Source organism: Microbispora sp. H10836 (assembly GCF_012999525.1).
GTDB lineage: Bacteria > Actinomycetota > Actinomycetes > Streptosporangiales > Streptosporangiaceae > Microbispora.
This window is the reverse complement of the sequence record NZ_JABBWU010000005.1, coordinates 1-22,093: the sequence shown is the minus strand read 5'-3', so window position 1 is coordinate 22,093 and position 22,093 is coordinate 1. Positions and strand designations below refer to the sequence as shown.

Here is a 22,093-nt window from a genome sequence, read left to right as displayed (position 1 = left end):
TGGCCTGGGCGAGTGCGGCGGTGTGGCGCAGTCCGCCGCGCCGTCTCCCGCGCCACCCCCCGCTACAGCGGCGTGAGCTTCCTGGAAGCCTGGTTCCACGACGTCGCGACCCGGCACCCCGACATCGCGGAGCTCGTCGGGCAGGGCGGCGACGCCGCGGCCGACGGCGAGCGCGGCCTGTTCGCCCAGCGCAACAGCGGCGACCACATCCGCGTCTACATCATCCAGCGCGTCCCGGCCGACTGGATCACGCGCAGTGGCCTCACGCCCCAGGCCACCGACGGCATCCGCGCCCTCCTCCTGGAGCGCTACCGCGACTGGTCGCCCCGCCTGCGCCGGCTGATCACAGACAACTACGGCCCCTACGTCGACCGCCCGATCTTCGCTCTGCCCGTCCCGCACGTCTGGGCGCACAACCCCACGGTGACCCTGCTCGGCGACGCCGCCCACCTCATGCCCCCGCTCGGCGTCGACGTCAACCTCGCCATGCTGGACGCATGCGAACTCGCCCTCGCCATCGCTCACCACGACACCGTCGACGAAGCCGTCCACGCCTACGAGAAGACCATGCTGCCCCGCTCCACGGAGATGGCCCGGCTCCTCGACGGCGCCGCTGACGGGCGCGATCCGGCCGTTCCGGGCGACGCCGCCGTTCACATCAGGTTCGCACGGCGGTCCGTACGTTTCCGGCATGCGAAGATTCTTTGCGCGATTCACCATGGGGCTGTCGGCGGGGCTGACCGTCGCCGCCCTGCTCACGACGGCGTGCGGCGCCGGGCCCGGCCGGGCCGCGCGTACGCCCGGGGCGCCCGCGTGTGACCCCGCACTCGACCGCGCGTTCGGGGCATGGGCTGACACCGGCTTCAGCGGGTCGGTCGCGATACTCAGGGACGGCGCGTTCGAGTGCCGCGCCGCGTACGGCATGGCCGACGCCGGCGCCCGCCGGCCGAACACGCCCGGCACGGTGTTCAGCATCGGCTCGGTGACGAAGACGGTCACCGCGGCCGCGATCCTCCGGCTCGCCGACGAGGGAAAGCTGTCGCTCGACGACCGGGTGGGCGCGATCCTGCCGCGGCTGCGCGGTCCGGTGGCCGGCGCGACGGTCAGGCAGCTTCTGCTGCACACCAGCGGGCTCACCGGCACTCACGGCGGCGACTACGAGCCGCTGTCGCCGGGTGCGGCGCTGGCGGCGATCGGCAGGCTGAAGCTCGCCTTCCCGCCGGGTGCCGGGCACGTCTACTCCAACGCCGGATACACCCTGCTGGCCCTCGTCGTCGAACGTCTGTCGGGCCGCGGCTACCGGGACTACGTGAGCTCCACCGTCCTGCGGCTTCCCGGCGGGCGTGTGGCGGGCGGGTTCTGGGACGGGCACCCGGCCGCGCCGGGCCCGAGAGCGGTCGGCTACCTCGACGACGGGGAGCCGGGACACCAGGGCGGTTTCGCCGGGCCGTACTGGGGTGTGGAGGGCAACGGCGGGCTGGCGATGACCATGCCCGGCCTCGCGGAGTGGACGCATGCGCTGTTCACCGGCCGGGTGGTCACGCCCGCGTCTGCCGAACTCGCGGCCCGCCCGGGGTGGCCGCTGGGCGACGGCAGGTCGGAGACGCCCGGCTGGGTCGCCTTCGACCGGTCGCTCTACGGTGAGCGGTTCCTGAGCGCCGCCGGCGGTGGTGGCGACGTGGGCCACAACGCGGTCGTCGCCTGGGTCCCGGCCCAGCGCCGCGTGGTCGCCATCGCGTCGAACACCGCGAAGCTCCCGGCCGAGGCGCTGCTGCGGGCGGTGGGACCGGCGCTGCTGGCCGGACGGCCGTTGCCCGCGCCGTCCGCCGCCGCCCCGGCCGGTGACCTCGCGGCTATGGTCGGGACGTACCGGCTTGAGAGGGGAGGCGGGTTCGAGGTGTCCGCAGAACGGGGCAGGCTGACCGTTTCCGCGACTGGGGCCGACGCGGTCCGCGCGCTGGCGCCGCCCGGCGCGGGCGTCACGGAGGCGGCGCTGGGCGCGCACGAACAGCGGGTGCTCACGCTGCTGAACGGCCAGACCCAGGAGGGCCGCAGGGAACGGGCCGCACTCGAAAAGGCCTTCGGCGCTGTGTCGGGCCTCACGCTCGCAGGCACGGTCACGAAGGGCGCCGACGCCCGCACGTACGTCACGCTCGTCACCGGCAAGGGGCCTGTCCTGGCCTGGTACGCCGTCAACGAGCAGGGCGGGGTGATGGCCGCCGAGGTCCCGGCGAAGCCGCCGGCGCTGACGCTCGTGCCGTCGGGCGGCGCCGGCCGGTTCCGCCCGGACGATCCCACCGGATCCGGCCCCCGTGTGGAGGTCGCGTTCGAGGGCCGCCGCATGACCGTCACCAGCGGGCTGGGTGCCGTCACCGCCGAGCGGTCCGGCTGAACCGCCATGCGCGTTCTCCTCGTCGAAGACGACCCCGAGCTGTCGGAACTGGTCGCGCTCGGCCTGCGCAACGAGTCGTACGCCGTGGACGTCGCGGCGACGTACCGCGAGGCCGAGGAGTCGCTGCGGGTCACCTCCTATGACGTGGCCTGCCTGGATCTGGGCCTGCCCGACGGCGACGGCCTGGATCTGCTGCGCAGGCTCGCCGATGACGCGCATCTGTGCCGCCCCCGGCGCACGCTCGTACTCACCGCCCGCGACGCGGTCGGGGACCGCGTCGTGGGGCTGGACGCGGGCGCCGACGACTACCTGGTCAAGCCGTTCCACTTCGCCGAGCTGGTGGCCCGGCTGCGGGCGCTGGGCCGGCGCGGCGACCAGCACGGCTCGCTGCTGCGGGTGGGCGACCTCGAACTCGACCCGGTCACCCACCGGGCCTGGCGGGCGGGCGCCGAGCTGGAGCTGACGTCGCGCGAGTTCGCCCTGCTCCGTTACTTCATGCACCACCCCGGCCGGGTGCTGTCGGCCGAGGACCTGCTGGAGCACGTGTGGGACGCCAACGCCAACCCCTTCACCACCTCGGTGCGGGTGATCCTCAGCCGGCTGCGCAGGAAGCTCGGCGACCCGCCCGTCATCACCACCGTCACCGCCGCCGGTTACCGGCTGGAGGGACCGTGACGCGGCTGTGGCGCTCGCTGCGCGTCCGGCTGGCCGTGCTCGCCTTCCTGGGGTTCTACGTCCCGCCGCTGCTGCTGTTCGGCGTGGTCTTGGTGACCGACACGGAGACGACCGTGCAGGTGCTCAACGGGGTCGAGCACGTGCGCGGCGCCTCGGCGCACCGCTCCCCGTGGGTCTCCTGGACCCTCCTCGCGCTCGCCCCGGCCGCCGCCGCGGCGGCCTGGTGGTGGGCGGGACGGGCCGTCGCCCCGATCAACCGGGTCCGCGCGGTGGCCGGGGACATCGGCGGCACCGATCTGAGCCGCCGGATCGGGCTCGACCACGGGCCGCTGGAGGTGGTGGCGCTGGCCGCCGAGTTCGACGCGATGCTGGACCGGCTCGCGGCGGCAGCGGCGACCCAGCGGCGGCTGCTGGAGGAGACGAGCCACGAGCTGCGCAGCCCGCTGTCGGTGCTGATGACCAACGCGGAGGTCCTGCTCGCCCACCCCCAGCCCACGTTGGAGATCTACCGCGACGGGCTGCGCCGTTCACGCGGCGTCGCCCGGCGGTTGCAGGCCACCGTCGACGACCTGCTGACCGAGGCCCGCGGGCGCGCCCGTACGCTCGACCACCGGCCGGTCGACCTCATGGAGGTGGCGCGTGACGTGCTCCGGCACGCCGAGGTGCCGGCGGCAGGCAAGCGCATGACGCTGTCTCTGGAGGGCCCGCCGGAGGCCGTGTGCGCGGTCGACGAGGTCACGGTGACCCGCGCCGTCGCCAACCTCGTCGACAACGCCGTCCGCTACGGCCCGGAGGGCACGCCCGTGACCGTGGAGATCGCCCTCACGCCCGACCTGGCCGTGGTCACGGTCGCCGACCTGGGGGCGGGCATCCCGGAAGAGCAGCGGGAGCGCGTGTTCGAGCGGTTCTGGCGCGGGCACCGCGACGTGCCCGGTACCGGCCTCGGCCTGCCCATCGCCCGGCAGATCGCCCGGGCCCACGGCGGCGACCTCACCGTCACGTCCGGGACTTCCGGCGCCCCGGGCTGCGCCTTCCGTCTCACCCTGCGTCGCCCGCGCGGGCCGGACGCCGGGCTCATGGCCGGGGGAGGAAGGCGAGCAGGGCCTCGGTGAGGGCCTCAGGGGCTTCCTCCATCATGTGATGGCCGGTGTCGAGGGCGTGACCGGACAGATCGGCGGCCCACGGCCGCCACACGCCGAGGACGTCGTGGTCGTAGAGCTCCGCGAGGTCGTCCCTGGCGCCCCACAGGACGAGCAGGGGGCTCGTGATGCGCCGTCCGGCGGCTCGGTCGGCGTCGTCGGCGGCGCGGTCCACGCCCAGCCCGGCACGGTAGTCCTCGCACATCGCGTGCCGCACCCGGGGATCGGCTGTCGCCGCGGCCACGTCCGCGTGGTTCTCCCGGCCCATCCGTGACGGGTCGAGCGTGTACCAGGCGTCCAGGTCGGCGGCGATCAGCCGCTCGGGCAGCGGTGCGGGCTGACCCATGAAGAACCAGTGATACCAAGCCTGGGCGAACCGGGCCTCACAGCGGGCCAGTGCCTCACCGATCGGTACGTCGCCGAGGATGACGACGTGGTCCACGCGGTGCGGATGGTTCAACGCGAGGCGCTGGACTGCGACCAGGTTCCAGGTGGTGTGGGTCCTCGGATGCCCGTGGACCAGCAGCACCGCGGGTCCCCGGCCTCCGTGCCGCACCCGGAGACGCACGTCCCCGACCTCGACATGGCTGAGTTCGAATCCGGCGAACATGGCACGTGCCCCTGCCCGTGGCGCTCCGGGGAAATCGCACGGGCACGCCATGAGCGCCGGGTTCGACCCCTAAGACCGGGGGACGATCTCGCGCTGCGGGGTCTCCAGCCACTGCGCCACGCCCAGCAGCCGCCGGTAGTGCTCGACTAGCTCCACCGGTGTCGTCAGGGGGTGAGCCAGCGGAGCGGGTTGTCGTGCGTGATCAGGCGCAGGGTGCCGTCGTCCACGCCGGCTTCCCGCAGGGCCGGGACGACCGACGAGAACAGCCGCCCGTAGCCCTGCCCGCCGTAGCCGGACAGGTGCTCCCGCAGGCGTACGCCGCTGCTGAGCAGGACGCGCTCGGCGTGCCCGGTGTCGAGGAGGGTGAGGACGTCCTCGGCGTCGTCCACGCTCACGTACGCGCCGGTCTCGGCGATCTTGCGCTGGGCCAGCGGGTCGCCGGTGCGGGCGGCGAGACGCCCGGCGGGAACGTTCTGCGAGAGCAGCAGCTCCAGCAGCTCCAGACCGCCCGTCGCGACCGGGAGGTCCGTGCGCAGTGAGGCGCGGGCGGCGGCGGTGACGGCCCGCTCCTCGGCGGGGGTGGGCGCCTCGTCCCACGAGGCGGTGACGATGACACCCGGCCGCGCGCCCGTCCCGTCCAGCCCGGCGCCGATCTCGTGCAGCAGATCGGCGGTCAGGTCCTCCACGCCGTACCGCGTGATGGCCTCACCCGCGAACGGCTGCGCCGCGAAACCTGTGGCGGCCACGATCGGCACTCGCGAGGCCATCGAGATCCGGGCGAGCGCGGCGGGGTCACGCGCCATGCCGATGCAGCTGTGCTCCACCACGAGGCCCAGCGCCTGCTCCCTGCCGAGGTGCTTGACCTCGGCCAGCACGTACCGCTCCTCGTCCAGCCACCGGCAGGGATCGGAGTCCACGCCGACCCCCCAGCGGGTGTCGGTGCGCAGATGCTCGTACGGGAGCACCGGCCCGTCGATCTCGGAGACGGGGACGGCGCCCGTGACGGTCTGGATTCGAGGGAAATATGCGCCGGACATGAACGGACATTAACCGATTTTTTGCCTAAACCGCTCCTGAATCACGTGATTCTTTACCCGGGAGGCGTGGGCGGGGTCAGCTCATCGTCTTGCCGCCGTTGACGGCGAGCCGCTGACCGGTGACGAAACGGGCACCGGGAGAGGCGAGGAACGCCACCGTCTCGGCGATGTCCACCGGCGCGCCCATGTGCCCCAGCGGGACGTCGCGCAGGTAGTCGGTGTAGTCCTTCGGGGGGACGTCCGCGTGGCGCTCCACCGGGATCCAGCCCGGCTCGACGGTGTTCACGGTGATCCCGTACGAACCCAGCTCGCGGGCCCACGACCGGGTGAGCCCGTGCATCGCGGCCTTGGCCGCGACGTAGTGCCCGAACTCCGGGTTGCCGAGGTCGGCGACTTCGCTGCCCACGTTGACGATCCGGCCGGTCCCGGCCTCGCGCATGCCGGGCAGCACGGCCTGCAGGATCAGCAGCGGGGCCTTGACGAAGAAGCGGAGCTGGCCGAGGTGGTCCTCCCAGGTCTGCTTCTCCACCGGCATCAGCGGCTGCGGGCCGGTGGCGTTGTTGACGACCACGTCGACATGCCCGATCGCGGCCACGCCCTCCCGTACGGACTCCTCGTCGGTGACGTCGAACCGGGCCGGCCGGGCCGATCCGCCGGCGGCGGTGATGCGGTCGACGACGGCGGAGGCCCCGGCCGTGTCGTTGGCGTAGTTGACGGCGACGTGCCAGCCGTCCTTGGCGAGCCGTTCGGCGATGACGGCGCCCAGACCTCGTGAGGCGCCCGTGACCAGTGCGGTACCCATGACAAGCGTGCCTATCACAGATCACGTGGGGCAGGATGGTGTCCATGGATGAGATCGCCGCACTGGTGGACCGGGCCGAGATCGTGGACGTCGTCACCGCCGTCTTCGACACCGTGGACGCCAAGAACTGGCCGGTGTGCCGGGAGCTGTTCGCCGGCGAGGTGGACGCCGACTTCACCAGCCTCAACGGCGGGGAGCCCGCGCGGATCAGCGCCGAGGCCCTCGTGGACGGCTGGCGGACCGGCCTGCACGCCCGCAAGCAGAGCTTCCACACGGTAAGCAACTTCGCGGTGACCGTGGACGGCGCCGAGGCGCACGTGACCACCAAGGGCTACGCCTACAACCTGCTCGACACCGCGCTGGGCGGCGGCATGTTCGAGGTGTGGGGCGTCTACCGGCTCCGGCTCGTACGGCAGGCCGAGGGGTGGAAGGTCGTGGCCTTCGCGTTCGACGCCTGGCACACCCGCGGCGACGAGGCGGTGCGCACCCACACGCTGGAGGGCTAAGCGGTGATCGCCGGGGCCTCGGTGTGCAGGCGCCGCAGGACCCGGCGGAACGCCCAGACCGACCCGAGGAAGGCGAGGCCGGTGACGACGGCGACGGCGGCGGTGCGGATGATCAGGTAGTCGCCGATCGACTCGTGCAGCAGCAGCCAGATGCTCATGGCCGAGTTGACCAGGAGCACGAACGCCCAGAGCAGGGTGATCCGGGCGAAGAAGGTGCGGACGCGCTCGTGCCGCAGCACGAACGACGGCAGGTGGATGTAGTCGAGCGTGAGCCGCTGGACCAGCGGGCGGCGCATCCGCACCGACGCCAGGAGCACCATGCTGATGCAGATCGTGCCGAGCTCCGGCTGGATGAAGTAGAGGACGGGACTGCCGGTCCACAGTCCGATCACGGTGCGGAAGGTGATCGCGATCGTCGCCATGATCATCGTCCCCGGAACGGGCTGACGCCGGACGAGCCGCCACAGGACGCCCAGGTAGACCCACGACACCGCGGCCATCAGCGCGCCGCGCAGGCCGAGCACCGCGAGAGCCGCGTAGAAGACCACGAGGGGAGCCACCACGCCTTCGAGGAGCCGGGGCACCGCCTGCTTGATCAGTGCGGTGAGCCGTGGCAGTGCGAAAGGCGTGTGGTTCATGGCAACTCCAACGGGCCGGCAGGGGAGACCGACGCTGTGGTTGGGCAACGCGCCTACCCGGACATCGCGGGCGGAAACGCCCGAGGGCAGGCTCTTTGTCGGTGGCTCACGGTACCCGACGGCCGCCCCTGCGGGGCCCGAATGCGCGGGGCCGATCGCTGGGTCATAACGGTACGGCATGGCCCCACCCGGCTTGCGAGCTCGCGGAAACCCCTGGTCAGCGCTTTGCCGATGGCCGCGGGGCGCTTTCCCCGGCGCGCGGAGAGCGCGGGTTACTTTGACGGCATGGACTCAGGTTTCGGCTACTTCGCAACAGATGATGCGGTTCGTCCGGATGCCTTGGCCCGGCTCGTCGAGCAGCGCGGCCACACGGCGCTGCTGTTCACCGAGCACACGCACATCCCGGTGCCGCCGGACGGTCAGACGCCGAAGGACGAATGGGGCGGCGACCTGCCCCGGCGCTACTGGCACAGCTACGACCCGTTCGTCGCCTCGATGGCCGCGGGCGCGGCGACGACCCGGCTGCGCGTGGGGACGGGCATCTGCCTGGTGCCCGAGCACGAGCCCATCGGCCTGGCGAAGACGGTGGCGAGCGTGGACAACCTGACCGGCGGGCGGTTCGAGTTCGGCGTCGGCGCCGGATGGAACCGCGAGGAGTTGCGCCACCACGGCGTCGACCCGGCGCGCCGCTTCGCCGTCATGCGCGAGCGCGTCCGGGCGATGCGGGAGATCTGGACCCGTGACGAGGCCGAGTTCCACGGCGAATTCGTGTCCTTCGACCCAATCTGGTCATGGCCCAAACCGGCGCAGAAGCCGTACCCACCGATCCTGGTGGGCGGCGTCGGGCCGCGCGTCTTCGACCGCGTGCTCGCCTACGGGGACGCGTGGCTGCCCAACTACGGCCCGGGGATCCTCGATCGCGTTCCCGAGTTGTTCCGGCGGGCCGAGGAGGCGGGCAGGCAGGTCGAGGTCCTGATGCTGTCCGCGCCGGCCGACCCGGGCGCGCTGGAACAGTGCGAGAAGGCCGGGGTGTCCCGGGTCATGGCCTGGCTGCCCTCGGCCGGATACGACCGCGTCCAGCGGGCGATGGACGCCTTCGAGGGCGCTCTCGCCGACCTGCACGGGGAGTGAGCGTCGTTCAGTTCAGCGTCGCGGTGGCCAGTTTGGCGCCGAAGCCGAGGAAGAGGGCGCCGACCCCCGAGGTGAGCCCGGCGGACAGCTTGCGGCGCTGCCGGAAGTGGCTCGCGAGGAACGTGCCGCCGAAGATGAGCGTGCTCAGGTAGGCCACGCTGAAGACCTGCACGATCAGCGCGAGGATCAGGAACGACAGCACCGGCGCGCCGTACGACGGGTCCACGAACTGCACGAAGAACGCCACGAAGAACAGGATCGCCTTGGGGTTGAGCAGGCTGATCGTGAACGCCTTGCGGAACGGGTCGCCCGCCGCCGGGATCGCCGCCTCCACGGCCTCCACGGCCTGCGCCGCCTCGGTGACCTGGGCCGAGGCCCCTGCCCGGGAGGCCCGCAGGGAGCGCCAGGCGCCGCGCAGCATGCCGAAGCCGATCCACGCCAGATAGACCGCGCCCGAGTACTTCACGATCGAGAACAGCACGGGCGTCGACTTCAGCAGCGACGCGACCCCGGCGGCCGACAGGAACATGAGGACCGAGTCGCCGGCGAAGACCCCGGCCGCCGCGCGGTAACCCTGCCGCACGCCACGCTGGGCGGCGGTGGACAGCACGAACAGCGAGTTCGGCCCCGGGAGCAGGATGATCAGAAACGAGCCGACGATGTACGTCCAGATGTTGGTGATCCCGAAGAACAACCCTGCCTCCGTAAAGCGCGATAAGTCAGGGTATAGCTCTTCACGGTCTGTGGTCACGGCAGGGTGCGGGACCGAAGATTCCTATTGACCCTATGGGTAATAAGGGACAATCCTTGAGTCCATGACGCTGTGGAAGCCCGATCCGACCTTCTACCCCTCGCCCCGCGACGCCGCCGAGGCGCCGCCGGAGAAGCTGGCCTACGTGGCCGCCTTCGACCGGTCGGCCCAGCGGCCCGACGCGCTCGCCGTCCTCGACACCGATCCCGCGTCCCCGGCGTACGGGACCGTGGTCGGCTGGACCGACCTGCCGCACACGGGGGACGAGCTGCACCACTTCGGCTGGAACGCCTGCAGCAGCGCGCTGTGCCCCTACGCGCCGCACCCGCACGTCGAGCGGCGCTACCTGATCGTGCCAGGCCTGCGGTCGTCGCGGATCTACGTGTACGACACCAAGGACCGCGTCAGCCCGGAGCTCGTGAAGGTCATCGAGCCCGAGGAGCTGGGCAAGCGGGCCGGCTACTCCCGCCCGCACACCGTCCACTGCGGCCCCGAGGGCCTGTACGTCAGCGCGCTCGGCGGATACGGCGACGACGGGCCCGGCGGCATCGCCATCCTCGACCACAACTCGTTCGAGGTCCTGGGCCGGTGGGAGGTCGACCGCGGCCCGCAGTACCTCGCGTACGACTTCTGGTGGCACATCAACCACGACGTCCTGGTCACCTCCGAGTGGGGCACGCCGTCCATGGTCGAGGACGGGGTGGTCGGCGAGCTGCTGCTCGGCCGCAAGTACGGCCACAAGATTCACTTCTGGGACCTGCGCAAGCGCAGGCACGTCCAGGAGGTGGACCTCGGCGACCAGCACCAGATGACGCTGGAGCTGCGCCCCGCCCACGACCCGACCAAGACGTACGGCTTCGTGGGCGTCGTGACCAGCGTCGAGGACCTGTCGGCCTCCGTGTGGGTGTGGCACAGGGACGGCTCCCGCTGGGCGGCGGAGAAGGTGATCACGATCCCGGCCGAGCCGGCCTCGCCGGACGACCTGCCCGACGTGCTCAAGCCGTTCGGCGCGGTGCCGCCGCTGGTCACCGACATCGACCTGTCGGTCGACGACCAGCGGCTGTACGTGTCGTGCTGGGGGACCGGCGAGCTCAAGCAGTACGACGTGTCCGACCCGTTCAAGCCGGTCGAGCTCGGCTCGGTCCGCCTCGGCGGCATCGTGCGGCGCGAGGCGCACCCGGCCGCGCCGGACGAGCGGCTCGCCGGCGGGCCGCAGATGGTCGAGGTGAGCCGCGACGGCCGCCGGGTCTACGTCACCAACTCGCTGTACGGAGCCTGGGACGACCAGTTCTATCCCGACGGCGTCGGCGCCTGGATGGCGAAGATCGACACCGAGTCGTTCACACTGGACGAGAGGTTCTTCCCGCACGGCGACGACTTCCGCGGCCTGCGCCCGCACCAGACCCGGCTCCAGGGCGGCGACGCGTCCTCCGACTCCTACTGCTACCCGTGACCCTGACCGCCGTCATCCTGCTCGGCGCCTTTCACGGGATCAATCCCGCGATGGGCTGGCTGTTCGCCGTCGCCCGGGGGTTGCAGGAGCGCAGCCGCGACCTGCTGCTGCAGTCCCTGCCGGTCATCGCGCTGGGCCACCTCGTGTCGGTGGCCCTCGTGGTGGCCGTCGTGTCGGCGACCGGGTCGCTGGTGACGGCCACGGCCCTCGCGATCGGGGCGGGAGTCGTGCTCGTCGGGTTCGGCCTGTGGCACCTGCTCGCCCGGCGGCACTTCCGCTGGGTGGGCATGCGGCTGTCGCTGCCGCAACTGGCCGCCTGGTCGTTCCTGATGTCGTCGGTGCACGGCGCGGGCCTGATGCTGCTGCCCGTGCTGACCCGCATGCCGGCGAGTCACCACGGGCACGCCCTGTCGGGCGGCATGCTCGTCGCGGGCGTGCACACGCTCGCGATGTTCCTCACAGCGACCGTCGTCGCCGTCGTCGTGTACGAGTTCCTCGGCGTCGCCGTCCTGCGGCGGGCCTGGTTCAACCTCGACAGGATGTGGGCGTTCGCACTGCTGGGGGCGGGCGTCTTCACCCTGGTCGGCGCCGTCTGAGACAGCCGTCTGAGGCGGCCGGGGCGTGGGGCGCCGTGCGGCCGCGCCGGCACGGCACCGGCAGTCTCGCCACCGGGGGCGGGGGGTGAAACTTGCAGAGAAGGGCGGCACCATGGGTAACCGCAGGTGGTGCCGCTGGAACGCGCCCACCTGCGACATGAGGCACGCATAATCCGGGCTTAAGACTGCGCTGCTTGTCGGTCCGGCGGTGACGTCACTACGCTCCCGCGGCATTCCTCTTCTCGCCTCCGTGCCTCGCCGCGGAGGCTCGTCACTGTTCGGAGCCCACCATGGGAGCGATCACGCGTGGCGCCTTCACCATCGTGGTCCTGAGCGCCCTGCTGTCCTCGTTGTTCGTCGCCTGGTACGGCCCGGCCCGCGCCACCGAGACCGGCACGACGGCCGTCAGCCAGGCCAGGTCACGGGTCGTGGCACCGCGGGCCGCCCCCGCGCCGGCGCGGGCAGCGGTCGCCCCCGCGCAAGCGGGCACCGCGCAAGCCGCAACCGCGCAAACAGGCACCGCGCAAGCCGCAACCGCACAAGCAGCCACGGCGCAAACAGGCACCGCGCAAGCAGGCACCGCGCAAGCAGGCATGGCGCAAGCGGGCACCGCGCACGCCGCGACCGCGCACGCCGTGACGGTGCAGAACGCCGTTCCCGTGCCGGAGGTGACGGTCACGGTGACCGTCACGCCGTCGCCGTCCCCCTCGCCGAGCCGCATCAGGGTCGGGTACGTCGCGCAGCGCGGCGCGTACGGCGCCACCTCCACCGTGCGAGATCTCGAGACCGGCGGGCTGGCGGGCAGGCTGACCCACGTCCTCTACGCGTTCGCGAACATCGACCCCGGATCGCTGACCTGTCTCACCGGGGTCACCCGGCCGCTGGCGCCCGACCCGAACGACCCCGACCAGGGCGACGGCGCGGGGGACGCGTGGGCCGACTACCAGCGTGGCTTCACGGCCGCCGAGTCGCTCGACGGCGTGGCCGATCCCCCCGACGCCCCGCTCGCCGGAAACTTCAACCAGCTGAAGAAGCTGAAGGCCCGCCACCGCGGCCTGAAAACGCTGGTCTCGATCGGCGGCTGGACGTATTCCAAGTACTTCTCCGACGTCGCGCGGACCGCCGCCGGCCGGCAGAGGTTCGTCAAGTCGTGTCTCGACGCGTACATCAGGGGCGACCTGCCGGGCGTCGACGGCAGGGGCGGGCCGGGCAGCGCGGCGGGCGTCTTCGACGGGATAGACATCGACTGGGAGTGGCCCGGCGGCAAAGGGCACCTGGGCAACCACACCGGCGTCGACGACAGGCGGTCCTTGACGGCCCTGCTGGCCGAGTTCCGCGCGCAACTCGACGCGCTCGGCGCGGCCACCGGCCGCCACTATCTGCTCACGGTCTACCTCCCCGCCGACCCGGACCGCATCGATGCCGGGTTCGAACTGGAGAAGCTGGTCGGCCTCGTCGACTTCGTGAACGTGCAGAGGGACGGCCGGCACGCCGTGCGCGAGGGTGCCGTCCTGCGCTGATCCGGCGTCGCCCCGCGCGGGCCCTCCGCTGACCCACGCTGCCTCGGCACGCACTGCCCCCGGTTCTGCCCCGCCTGGCCCCGGCCCCGGCACGCACTGCCCCGGCTCTACTGCCGCTGACCTCGCTTCGCCGCGGCGCGCCTGCTCGCCGCCTGCGCCCGACGCGCGGCGGCTGCGCCGTGCCCGATGAGACTCGCCAGTGAGCGTGTGGGGGACAGAACCGCCTTAACGGACAGCCAGTCGACCCTTAACGCGCGCATAACACGTCACCGCGTGCCGACCGGCGATGACAAAGTTCGTTAAGAACGCTGTCGAATTGGGTCTTGTGGACGCGCGACCGCGAAGCTACGATCCGTACAACTCTTAGGAAACTTTCCTAAAAGAACGACCTGGGAGCCGACGATGGCCCTTCCTCACCTCTAGCCTCTCCATCCCCGCGTCCCGTCACCAGACGCCCTTGAGTGCCGTACGGCCGGTGCCGTTCTGATCGGCCGCCTCCGTCAGGCGCCGGCCGTACGGATTCCATGACCTCCCCGTTCACCCCCCGACAGAGGTTGTGTCCATGCAGATCAAGCACGTCTGGCGTGCGCTCGCCGCGATGGCCGCACTCGCGCTCGCTCTCGTCGCGCTGCCCGCCGAGGCCGCCACGGTCAAGGCCGTCTTCTCCGCCGACTCCGACTGGGGCTCCGGCTACCAGGGCCGCTACACCGTCACCAACACGGGGACCACCGCGCTCTCCGGCTGGACGGTCGAGTTCGACCTCCCCGCCGGCTCGACGGCCGGGTCCTACTGGGACGCGCTGATGACGCGTTCCGGCGACCACTACACGTTCAGGAACCGCGAGTACAACGGCGGCCTGGCCCCCGGCGCCTCGGCGACGTTCGGCTGGGTCAACAGCGGGCCCGGCAGACCGGTGAACTGCCGGCTGAACGGCGGCCCGTGTGACGGCGTCACGACCTCGCCGTCCCCGTCCCCGAGCGCATCCCCCAGCACGTCTCCCAGTCCGCCGCCGCCCGCGCCCGGCGCCCTGCGCACCGCGCCGTACGTGGACATGGGCGCCTGGCCGACCCCGAGCCTGAGCGCGATGGCCGCGGCGTCCGGCCTGAAGAGCTTCACTCTCGCGTTCGTCACCGCGTCGGGTTGCAAGGCGATGTGGTTCAACGCGTACGACCCGCGGCAGAAGTGGGCGAAGGACCAGATCGACGCGATCAGGGCCGGCGGCGGGGACGTCAAGGTGTCCTTCGGCGGCGCGACCGGCATCGAACTCGCGCAAGCGTGCACGGACGTGAACGCGCTGGTCACCGAGTACGACGCCGTCGTCAGCGCCTACGACCTGAAGTACATCGACCTCGACATCGAGGGATCGGCGGCGGCCGAGCCCGCGTCCATCGCCCGCCGCTCCCAGGCGCTCGCCCGGCTGCAGCAGGCCCACCCCGACCTGAAGATCTCCCTCACGCTGCCCGTCCTGCCGAACGGCCTGACCGCCGACGGTCTCAACGTGGTGCGGTCCGCCCGCGACGCCGGGGTCAGGCTCGACGCCGTCAACGTCATGGCCATGGACTACTACCAGTCCGTCGACTACGGCGACGCGGCGGTCCAGGCGGCCGGCAGCACCTTCGCGCAGCTCAAGAGCCTGTATCCCAGCCTGTCCGACGCCCAGGCGTGGCGGATGGTCGGGGTCACGCCGATGCTCGGCCAGAACGACGACGGCCGGATCTACAACCAGGACGACGCCCGTCAGCTGGTCGCCTTCGCCAAGGACAGGCACCTCGGCCTGCTGGCCTTCTGGGAGACGACACGCGACCGCAACGCCTGCACCGGCGCGCTCTACTCCTGCACCAACGTCCCCCAGGCGCCCTACGAGTTCTCCAAGATCTTCGCTTCGTACACGGGATGACGCACATGAAGAAGCTCATCGGCCTCGGCGCGGCGGCGTCCGTCGCCTTCGCCGGCCTGCTCACGGCGACGTTCACCGGCCCGGCCCGTGCCGCGAACATCGCCGCCAATCCGGGGTTCGAGTCGGGCCTGTCGGGCTGGACGTGCGCGTCCACGGCTCAGGCGGTGTCGAGTCCCGTCCACGGCGGGTCGAGGGCCCTGTCCGCGACCCCGGCCGGCAGTGACTACGCCCGGTGCGAGCAGACGATCACCGTCAAGCCGTCCACGACGTACGCGCTGTCGGCGTGGGTGCGGGGGAACTACGTGTTCCTGGGCGCGACCGGCGCCGGCGTGAACGCCCAGACATGGGCGTCGCCGGGAGCGTCCTGGTCGCAGTTGTCCACGTCGTTCACGACGGGGTCGTCCACCACGAGTGTGACGATCTACGTCAACGGCTGGTACGGCCAGGGTGCCTACTACGCCGACGACGTCGTCCTCGACGGCCCGGGCGCCCCGCCCTCGCCGTCCCCCTCTCCGCCGGCGTCACCCCCGGCGAGCCCGTCGCCGTCGCCGTCGCCGTCCGTCTCGCCCACGCCCCCGCCGCCTGGCGGGAAGCGGCTCATGGCGGGCTACCTGCACGCCTCGTTCGCCAACGGCTCCGGCTACGTCCGCATGGCCGACGTGCCCGCGGCATGGGACATCATCGACCTGGCCTTCGGCGAGCCGACCTCGCCCACCTCCGGCGACATCCGGTTCACCCGCTGCCCGGCCACCGAGTGCCCGAACGTCGAAAGCGACGCCGAGTTCGTCGCGGCCATCCGCGCCAAGCAGGCGGCCGGCAAGAAGGTGCTCATCTCGATCGGCGGCCAGAACGGGATCGTCCAGCTCACCACAACCGCCGCCCGGGACACGTTCGTCCAGTCGGTCGCCGCGATCATCGACAGGTACGGCCTGGACGGCCTCGACATCGACTTCGAGGGCCACTCGCTGTCGCTGAACCCCGGCGACACCGACTTCCGCAACCCGACCACTCCGGTGGTCGTGAACCTCATCTCCGCGATCCGGTCGCTCAAGGCCAGGTACGGCGCGAAGTTCACGCTCACCATGGCCCCCGAGACGTTCTTCGTCCAGCTCGGCTACCAGTTCTACGGTCCCGGCCGGAACGGCACGGCCGACGCCCGCTCCGGGGCGTACCTGCCCGTGATCCACGCACTGCGTGACGACCTCACGCTGCTGCACGTCCAGGACTACAACTCCGGGCCGATCATGGGCCTCGACAACCAGTACCACACGATGGGCGTGGCCGATTTCCACGTCGCCATGACCGACATGCTGCTCACCGGCTTCCCCGTGGCCGGTGGCGCGACCTTCCCGCCGCTGCGTCCCGACCAGGTCGCGATCGGCCTGCCCGCCGCGCCGTACGCCGGCAACGGCTACACCACGACGGCCGAGGTGCAGAGCGCCTTCGGCTGCCTGGCGAAGGGGACCGGCTGCGGCGCCTACCGGCCGCACGGCGTCTTCCCCGGCCTGCGCGGCCTCATGGCCTGGTCCGTCAACTGGGACAAGTACACGGGCTCCGAATTCTCCCGCTCCCACAGGGCGTATCTCGACGCCCTGAAGTGATCCCCCCACCCACCCCCCAACCACCATTGCGAGGAAGAATGCAGCTTCGCTTCGGTACGGGCCGGCACGCCAGGGCGTTGGTCGCCCTGCTGGCCTCCCTCCTCCTGGCCGTCGCCGGACTGGTCGCGGGAACGGCCGCGTCCGCCTCGGCGGCCCCGAACAGCGTGGTCATGCTGGCCTACCCGGCCTGGGCCCCGAACACCTGGTACGCCGTCGGCGCCCGGGTGACCTACAACGGCGCCGACTACGAGTGCATCCAGGCGCACACGTCCCTGACCGGCTGGGAGCCGCCGATCGTCCCGGCACTGTGGAAGCAGGTCAGCGGCGGCACCCCGTCGCAGAGCCCGTCGCCGACGCCGCCGTCCGGCGCGCCCGGCAAGCCGGGCAACCCCAGCGTCACCGGCACCACGAACGCGTCGATCTCGCTGTCCTGGTCCGCGTCGAGCGGCACCGTGACCGGCTACCGCGTCTACGAGGGCACCTCGGTCAAGGCGACGGTCGGCGGCACCAGCGCCACGATCTCCGGCCTCGGCACCTGCACCAGCCACACGTACACGGTCAAGGCGTACAACTCGAACGGCGAGTCCGCGGCGAGCGGGGCGGTGACCGGCACGACCACGGGCTGCCCCCAGAGCGGCGGCAAGCTTCCCGGCGCGCCGTACCTGTACGAGGGCTGGGGCAACCCGCCGAACCCGGCCACGGTCATGAACGCCACCGGGGTCAAGCAGTTCACGATGGCCTTCATGCTCTCCGGCGGCGGCTGCACCCCGGCGTGGGACGGCTCCCGCCCGCTGTCCGGCAGCCCCGACGCCACCGCGATCTCGCAGATCAAGGCCGCGGGCGGCAACGTCCAGATCTCCTTCGGCGGCTGGCAGGGCAACAAGCTCGGCCCCAACTGCGCCAGCTCGTCGGCCTTCGCCTCGGCCGTCCAGCAGGTCATCAACGCCTACAACCCGGCCGCGGTCGACTTCGACATCGAGAACAGCGACGAGTTCGAGAACGAGGCCGTCCAGGACCGGATCCTCGGCGGACTGAAGATCGTCAAGCAGAACAACCCGAACGTCAAGGTCGTCGTCACCTTCGGCACCAGCACGACCGGCCCGAGCTGGTGGGGCACGCGGCTGATCAACCAGTCGAAGGCGCTCGGCGTCAACATCGACAACTACACGATCATGCCGTTCGACTTCGGCGGCGGCGCGAACATGTACCAGAACACGGTCAACGCGTCCGAGGGCCTGAAGAACGCGCTCAAGGCGGCCTGGGGCTGGAGCGACGCCCAGGCGTACGCGCACATGGGCATCTCGGGCATGAACGGCCTGTCCGACCAGCAGGAGCTGACCTCGCTGTCCACCTGGACGCAGATCCGCGACTGGGCCAAGTCGAAGGGGCTGGGCCGGCTCGCCTTCTGGTCGGTCAACCGCGACCGCGGCTGCCCGGGCGGCGGCGTGGTGTCGAACTGCAGCGGCATCGCGCAGAACGACTGGGACTTCACCCGGGTCACCGCGGGCTTCTGACCCGCGTCGTACCGACGCTCAGAGGGATCCGGCCACGGCTCGCCGGACCGGATCCCTTGCCGTCGCCGCGCGGCGTACGCGGCCCGGGCGCACCTACGGCGCCCGGGACGCGGGGCGCGAACGCGCGCCGCTTCGAGCCGGGCGCCCATGAGCAGGCGGCCGGTCCGGCGGGGACGACCCCCCTATCCGCCGGACCGGTCGCCTCCATGCGTCGGGGCGAGCAGGCCGATCAGCATTCCGACGATCACGGCGACGGCAAGGGTGATCCACAGGCGAATTTTCATCGAAGTCTCCTGGATGTAACGCTCCGTGGTCACAATACCTCGAATCGTGACGGATCGCGACGGTGCGGTCACCGAATCGGGGATCGAGTCGCCTGTTGTGCCCTTCGTCAGGCAGTCTTGGCACCGTCATGGAATACGCGATCCCCACCAGCATCGTCCTCGTCGCCGGCGTCGCGCTCGCGCTCGTCGCCCAATGGAAGGGCTGGCGGCCATCCCTGGCCGTCACGCTCACGCTCGGCATCGCCGTACGCGTGCTGATCATGGTTCTGTCGGCCAAGGACAGCCACTGGCAGCCGGTCGACTACGTCAACAGCTTCCAGCCCGCCGGCGAGGCGATCCGGGAGGGCCGCGACCCGGTGCTCGAGAGCAACGGCGGATGGCACTTCCTCCCGACGATCCCGTACATGTACGGGCTGCTGCTGTGGCTCGGCATCCCGTGGGAGTACGCCGGACGCATCGTCACGGTGGTCGCGGACGTCGTGCTGATCCCGCTGGTCGGCAAGCTGGCCGGGGGACGGACCGAGAAGCTGCGCGCCTTCCAGTACGCCTGCAACCCCCTCGCGATCCTCGTCGCCTCCGTGCACGGCCAGGTCGAGCCGGTCTCCCTGGTTTTCGCCGTCGCGGCGTACGTCGTGGCGCGCGGCCCGGGCGACTGGCGGCGGCCGGTGCCGCTGCCGTGGGCCAGGGTGCGGCTCGCGAACCGTGACCTGCCGCTGCCCTGGATCCCGCCGGGCGAGATCGTGCGGCGCATCGTGCGCCCGTCGGAGGAGGACCGCGCGGCGACGGGCCGGGCCGTGTGGGCGGGCCTGCTCATGGGGCTCGCGCTCTGCGCGAAGAGCTGGCCGGTGATCCTCGTGCCGGCCCTGCTCATGTTCCTGCCGGGGCTGCGCAGCCGCCTGGTCTCGCTGGTCGCCGTCGGCGTCTCGCCGGTGTTCTTCCTGCTGACGCTCCCGATCGGCGGCTGGACGGAGTGGCGGCAGCTGCCCGAGGTGCTCAACACCATCGGGCTGCGGCCCAGCGACGTCCGCCCGATCACGGGCGACTGGGGCTGGACCGCCCTGGTCAGCGGCGGCAACTGGAACCTCGACCCGACCCCGGCGAGGATCGGCCAGTACATGATCTACGCCGCGATCGTCGCGTGTCTGATCTGGTGGCGCAAGGCCGACCCGGTCGACGTCACGATCGCCATCCTGCTGTCCTTCATGATCGTCACACCGCGTCTCGGCGCGCAGTACCTGCTGTGGTTCATGCCGTTCCTGGTCGCCCGCCCCACCCGCTGGGCCTGGCCCGCGATCCTCGGCAGCTCGCTGTGGGCGGCGATCGGATACATCGTGCTCACCCAGTTCCACGGGGCCAAGTGGGGTGAGCTGCACGCGCCGTGGGCGATCAGCTCGCTGGTGCTGTTCCCGCTGCTGATCGCGGCCATCCCGTGGCGGCGCAGGGACGCGGAGACCGCACCGGCGCCAAGCCCGGAGGAGAAGGAGACCGTTCCCGCCACCTGAGCCCGCGCCTCTCCCCATGCGGGGGAGGGGCCGCTCAGGTCACGATGAGGCGGACCATGTGACCGTGGCTCGCGAAGCCGGGCGGGTCCCCGTCGAGCACTCCGGTCACGCACTCGAACACGCCCGGCGCGGCCTGCCGTACGAAGAAGACGGTCTCGGCGATCGCCGACAGCAGCCGTATCACGTCACGATGCACGTGGACGCCTTCTCTGTCGCCGGCCAGTGACACCGTCACCTCGTACACGCCGTCGTCGAGCAGGCGTTCGCCGGTCAGCAGCCACTCCGGCCCACATGCCCGGCGCAGGTGGGGGAGCAGGTGCGCCTCGGGTTGCTCCGTCACCCATCCGTCCCGTGCCATCGCATCCAGCAGGGCGGAGACCTGTGGCTCCATCGCCGAGGCGTCCGCGATCCCGGTGAACCGCTCGTCGTTGTCCCATCGCCGCATGGTCCGACCCTAAGCCGGAGCGCCGCGCGGCACCCCGCGAAAGGTCCCGTGTCGAGGACAGTCCGACGGCCCTCGGACAGGCGTTTGCCAGAAACGTCCCTCATGGTCGCCGGCGTCTCCGCCCGCACCGCTGATCACGGGCGGCCGGACTGCCTCACCGAGGCTCGGACTGCTCCGGCTGTGGGTCGGCGCTGGACGCCTGGGCGCGTTCCGGCAACCGCCCGGAGATGAGCGCGGCGGCCCAGGTGCCGTTCGGGTCGCTGTCGACGAGCAGGGCACGCACGAGCAGGCTCAGCGGAATCGCCAGCAGCGCGCCGAGCGGCCCGAGCACCCACGCCCAGACGATCAGCGAGAGGAACGTGGCCGTGGTCGACAGCCCCACGGCGTCGCCCAGGAACTTCGGCTGGATGAACGACTGGATCACCACGTTGATCGCCATGTAGGCCACGATCACCAGCAGCATGGTCTTGGGCCCGCCCTCCAGCAGCCCGAGCAGCGCCGGCGGGATGAGGCCCAGGATGAAGCCGATGTTGGGGATGTAGTTCGTGATGAGGGCGAGCACTCCCCACAGCAGCGGGAGCGGCACGCCCAGCACGTACAGCGCGGTGACGTCCAGGACCGAGCAGACGAGGCCGAAGACGGTCGAGACGATCAGGTAGCGGCGGGTCTTGTAGGTGAAGGTCTTGAGCGCGCGGGCGAGCGCGGGGCGTTCGGCCGAGGCGGCGTCCACGATCCGGGCGAACACGGGGGCGTCGAGGCTCATGGCCAGCAGCAGCACGACGATCAGGAACAGGCTCGACAGCACTCCCAGCAGGCTGCTCAGCACGCTCTGGGCGACGCCGATGAACTTGCCGGGATCGAGCGACGAAAGCGCCTTGTTGAGCTGCTCGCTGCCGTAGCCCAGGCCCGCCGCCCAGTGCTGGAGGTCGGCCACCATGGCGTTGAACTGGACCGCGTACGTGGGGGCCAGGATGGCGAGTTGCGCGGCGGCGAGGCTGAGGACCGCGACCATGCCGAGCAGGACCAGGAGCACTACGGCGAGCGGGACGGCGACCTGCAGCCACACCGGGGCCTTGCGCCGGGCCAGCCAGGCGCGCACCGGGGAGACGGCGATGACGAGGGTCAGAGCCAGGACGACCGGGCCGACGATGGAGCCCACCGCCTGGACACCGGCGAGAGTGATCACCGCGGCGGCGGTGCCGGCCAGCACGAGCAGGGCGCGAGGTAACCCCTGTCGAATCACGTCCCGTTCCTACCCCTTCTTCTTGGCAAGGCTGCGCAAGGTGGATCAAGTCCTAGCACGTACGGCCCTCTACCCCTGTGCGCGTGCGCGAGTCGTGACGGGAATGAAGCCCGGGGTCGATGCCGTTGGAGCGCAGGCACAGGCGCAGAACTTCCATCTGATGGGTGACCTGCGGGAATAGGTCTCCGGGCCGGTGCGTTGGAGCTTAGCCGGGCCAAGCTGTCGGCAGGCCCTGGTAATCTTGTGGTGTCGGCGCGGTTCGGCGCACTCCTCTTCGATCACTTCGGTGGTTGTCTTGGCTGTGCGCGGGCTGGTCGCCGGTGTCCTTCTCTCTTTCCGGGTTGTCTGGGTCGGTGG

General features: G+C 71.4%; 22 protein-coding genes. 13 read left to right on the top strand and 9 right to left on the bottom strand.

The features are described from left to right. The first annotated feature begins 72 nt into the window (after positions 1 to 72). The 4 genes from HHX30_RS11505 to HHX30_RS11490 are packed head-to-tail and all read left to right on the top strand — an operon-like array spanning position 73 to position 4,179. Positions 73 to 819 (top strand): FAD-dependent monooxygenase, encoded by a 747-nt coding sequence (locus HHX30_RS11505; protein WP_311922323.1) that lies wholly within the window; start codon positions 73 to 75, stop codon positions 817 to 819. Further along, complete coding sequence (locus HHX30_RS11500; protein ID WP_283246755.1) at positions 719 to 2,392, top strand: serine hydrolase; 1,674 nt, start codon at positions 719 to 721, stop codon at positions 2,390 to 2,392. Before HHX30_RS11505 ends, HHX30_RS11500 begins: the two co-directional genes overlap by 101 nt. Before the next feature lie 6 nt (positions 2,393 to 2,398). Next, positions 2,399 to 3,067 carry a response regulator transcription factor gene (locus HHX30_RS11495; RefSeq protein ID WP_169981903.1) on the top strand — a complete coding sequence of 223 codons (669 nt, stop codon included), beginning with the start codon at positions 2,399 to 2,401 and terminating at the stop codon, positions 3,065 to 3,067. Continuing rightward, entirely contained in the window at positions 3,064 to 4,179 is a 1,116-nt protein-coding gene (locus tag HHX30_RS11490; protein WP_169981902.1) for a sensor histidine kinase KdpD, read from the top strand. The genes HHX30_RS11495 and HHX30_RS11490 overlap by 4 nt, the downstream gene beginning before the upstream one ends. Here the strand turns inward: HHX30_RS11490 and HHX30_RS11485 are convergent. From HHX30_RS11485 to HHX30_RS11475, 3 genes are all read right to left on the bottom strand, one after another. Continuing rightward, entirely contained in the window at positions 4,142 to 4,816 is a 675-nt protein-coding gene (locus HHX30_RS11485; RefSeq protein WP_169981901.1) for an alpha/beta fold hydrolase, read from the bottom strand. The genes HHX30_RS11490 and HHX30_RS11485 overlap by 38 nt on opposite strands. 164 nt (positions 4,817 to 4,980) lie before the next feature. Further along, entirely contained in the window at positions 4,981 to 5,853 is an 873-nt protein-coding gene (locus HHX30_RS11480) for an aryldialkylphosphatase (RefSeq protein ID WP_169981900.1), read from the bottom strand. A gap of 76 nt (positions 5,854 to 5,929) precedes the next feature. Next, positions 5,930 to 6,655 carry an SDR family oxidoreductase gene (locus HHX30_RS11475; protein ID WP_169981899.1) on the bottom strand — a complete coding sequence of 242 codons (726 nt, stop codon included), beginning with the start codon at positions 6,653 to 6,655 and terminating at the stop codon, positions 5,930 to 5,932. Between the two features lie 44 nt (positions 6,656 to 6,699). Here HHX30_RS11475 and HHX30_RS11470 point away from each other — a divergent pair, with 44 nt between their 5' ends. Further along, a complete protein-coding gene (locus tag HHX30_RS11470) occupies positions 6,700 to 7,161 on the top strand; it encodes a nuclear transport factor 2 family protein (RefSeq protein WP_169981898.1) in 462 nt (153 codons plus the stop codon). Here HHX30_RS11470 and HHX30_RS11465 read toward each other — a convergent pair. Next, complete coding sequence (locus HHX30_RS11465; protein WP_169981897.1) at positions 7,158 to 7,799, bottom strand: VC0807 family protein; 642 nt, start codon at positions 7,797 to 7,799, stop codon at positions 7,158 to 7,160. The two genes, HHX30_RS11470 and HHX30_RS11465, sit on opposite strands and share 4 nt — an antisense overlap. Positions 7,800 to 8,084: 285 nt before the next feature. Here HHX30_RS11465 and HHX30_RS11460 point away from each other — a divergent pair, with 285 nt between their 5' ends. Next, positions 8,085 to 8,930 carry an LLM class F420-dependent oxidoreductase gene (locus HHX30_RS11460; protein ID WP_169981896.1) on the top strand — a complete coding sequence of 282 codons (846 nt, stop codon included), beginning with the start codon at positions 8,085 to 8,087 and terminating at the stop codon, positions 8,928 to 8,930. Between the two features lie 7 nt (positions 8,931 to 8,937). Here HHX30_RS11460 and leuE read toward each other — a convergent pair whose 3' ends face one another. Beyond that, a complete protein-coding gene (gene leuE / locus HHX30_RS11455) occupies positions 8,938 to 9,624 on the bottom strand; it encodes a leucine efflux protein LeuE (RefSeq protein ID WP_169981895.1) in 687 nt (228 codons plus the stop codon). A gap of 121 nt (positions 9,625 to 9,745) precedes the next feature. Here leuE and HHX30_RS11450 point away from each other — a divergent pair, with 121 nt between their 5' ends. Together HHX30_RS11450 and HHX30_RS11445 are read left to right on the top strand one after the other, a co-directional pair. After that, the gene (locus tag HHX30_RS11450; protein ID WP_169981894.1) at positions 9,746 to 11,134 is read left to right on the top strand and encodes a selenium-binding protein SBP56-related protein; all 1,389 of its coding nucleotides are present in this window, start codon (positions 9,746 to 9,748) and stop codon (positions 11,132 to 11,134) included. After that, positions 11,131 to 11,730: a hypothetical protein gene (locus tag HHX30_RS11445; protein WP_169981893.1), complete on the top strand. Its 600-nt coding sequence runs from the start codon at positions 11,131 to 11,133 to the stop codon at positions 11,728 to 11,730. The genes HHX30_RS11450 and HHX30_RS11445 overlap by 4 nt, the downstream gene beginning before the upstream one ends. A 271-nt stretch (positions 11,731 to 12,001) precedes the next feature. Here HHX30_RS11445 and HHX30_RS11440 read toward each other — a convergent pair whose 3' ends face one another. Both HHX30_RS11440 and HHX30_RS43705 read right to left on the bottom strand, forming a co-directional pair. Next, on the bottom strand, positions 12,002 to 12,220 hold the full coding sequence (locus HHX30_RS11440) for a hypothetical protein (protein ID WP_169981892.1): 219 nt from the start codon (positions 12,218 to 12,220) through the stop codon (positions 12,002 to 12,004). Further along, positions 12,150 to 12,347 carry a pentapeptide repeat-containing protein gene (locus tag HHX30_RS43705; RefSeq protein WP_396703730.1) on the bottom strand — a complete coding sequence of 66 codons (198 nt, stop codon included), beginning with the start codon at positions 12,345 to 12,347 and terminating at the stop codon, positions 12,150 to 12,152. The genes HHX30_RS11440 and HHX30_RS43705 overlap by 71 nt, the downstream gene beginning before the upstream one ends. Here HHX30_RS43705 and HHX30_RS11435 point away from each other — a divergent pair. The 5 genes from HHX30_RS11435 to HHX30_RS11415 all read left to right on the top strand — a co-directional run bounded on the left by HHX30_RS11435 (position 12,324) and on the right by HHX30_RS11415 (position 20,048). Continuing rightward, positions 12,324 to 13,250 (top strand): glycoside hydrolase family 18 protein, encoded by a 927-nt coding sequence (locus HHX30_RS11435; RefSeq protein WP_169981891.1) that lies wholly within the window; start codon positions 12,324 to 12,326, stop codon positions 13,248 to 13,250. The genes HHX30_RS43705 and HHX30_RS11435 overlap by 24 nt on opposite strands. Before the next feature lie 562 nt (positions 13,251 to 13,812). After that, positions 13,813 to 15,147, top strand: a complete 1,335-nt coding sequence (locus HHX30_RS11430) for a cellulose binding domain-containing protein (RefSeq protein WP_169981890.1) — start codon at positions 13,813 to 13,815, stop codon at positions 15,145 to 15,147. 5 nt (positions 15,148 to 15,152) lie between these two features. Beyond that, positions 15,153 to 16,748, top strand: a complete 1,596-nt coding sequence (locus HHX30_RS11425) for a chitinase (RefSeq protein WP_169981889.1) — start codon at positions 15,153 to 15,155, stop codon at positions 16,746 to 16,748. A 38-nt stretch (positions 16,749 to 16,786) separates the two neighbouring features. Next, positions 16,787 to 18,262, top strand: coding sequence for a carbohydrate-binding protein (locus tag HHX30_RS11420; protein ID WP_169981888.1), 1,476 nt, complete (start codon positions 16,787 to 16,789; stop codon positions 18,260 to 18,262). A 412-nt stretch (positions 18,263 to 18,674) separates the two neighbouring features. Continuing rightward, positions 18,675 to 20,048, top strand: coding sequence for a hypothetical protein (locus HHX30_RS11415; protein WP_169981887.1), 1,374 nt, complete (start codon positions 18,675 to 18,677; stop codon positions 20,046 to 20,048). Positions 20,049 to 20,082: 34 nt separating this feature from the next. On the opposite strand, the gene HHX30_RS11410 is transcribed toward HHX30_RS11415, so the two are convergent. Both HHX30_RS11410 and HHX30_RS11405 read right to left on the bottom strand, forming a co-directional pair. Next, positions 20,083 to 20,493: a hypothetical protein gene (locus tag HHX30_RS11410; RefSeq protein WP_169981886.1), complete on the bottom strand. Its 411-nt coding sequence runs from the start codon at positions 20,491 to 20,493 to the stop codon at positions 20,083 to 20,085. Positions 20,494 to 20,647: 154 nt separating this feature from the next. Further along, a complete protein-coding gene (locus HHX30_RS11405; RefSeq protein WP_169981885.1) occupies positions 20,648 to 21,736 on the bottom strand; it encodes an AI-2E family transporter in 1,089 nt (362 codons plus the stop codon). Positions 21,737 to 22,093 lie beyond the last annotated feature (357 nt).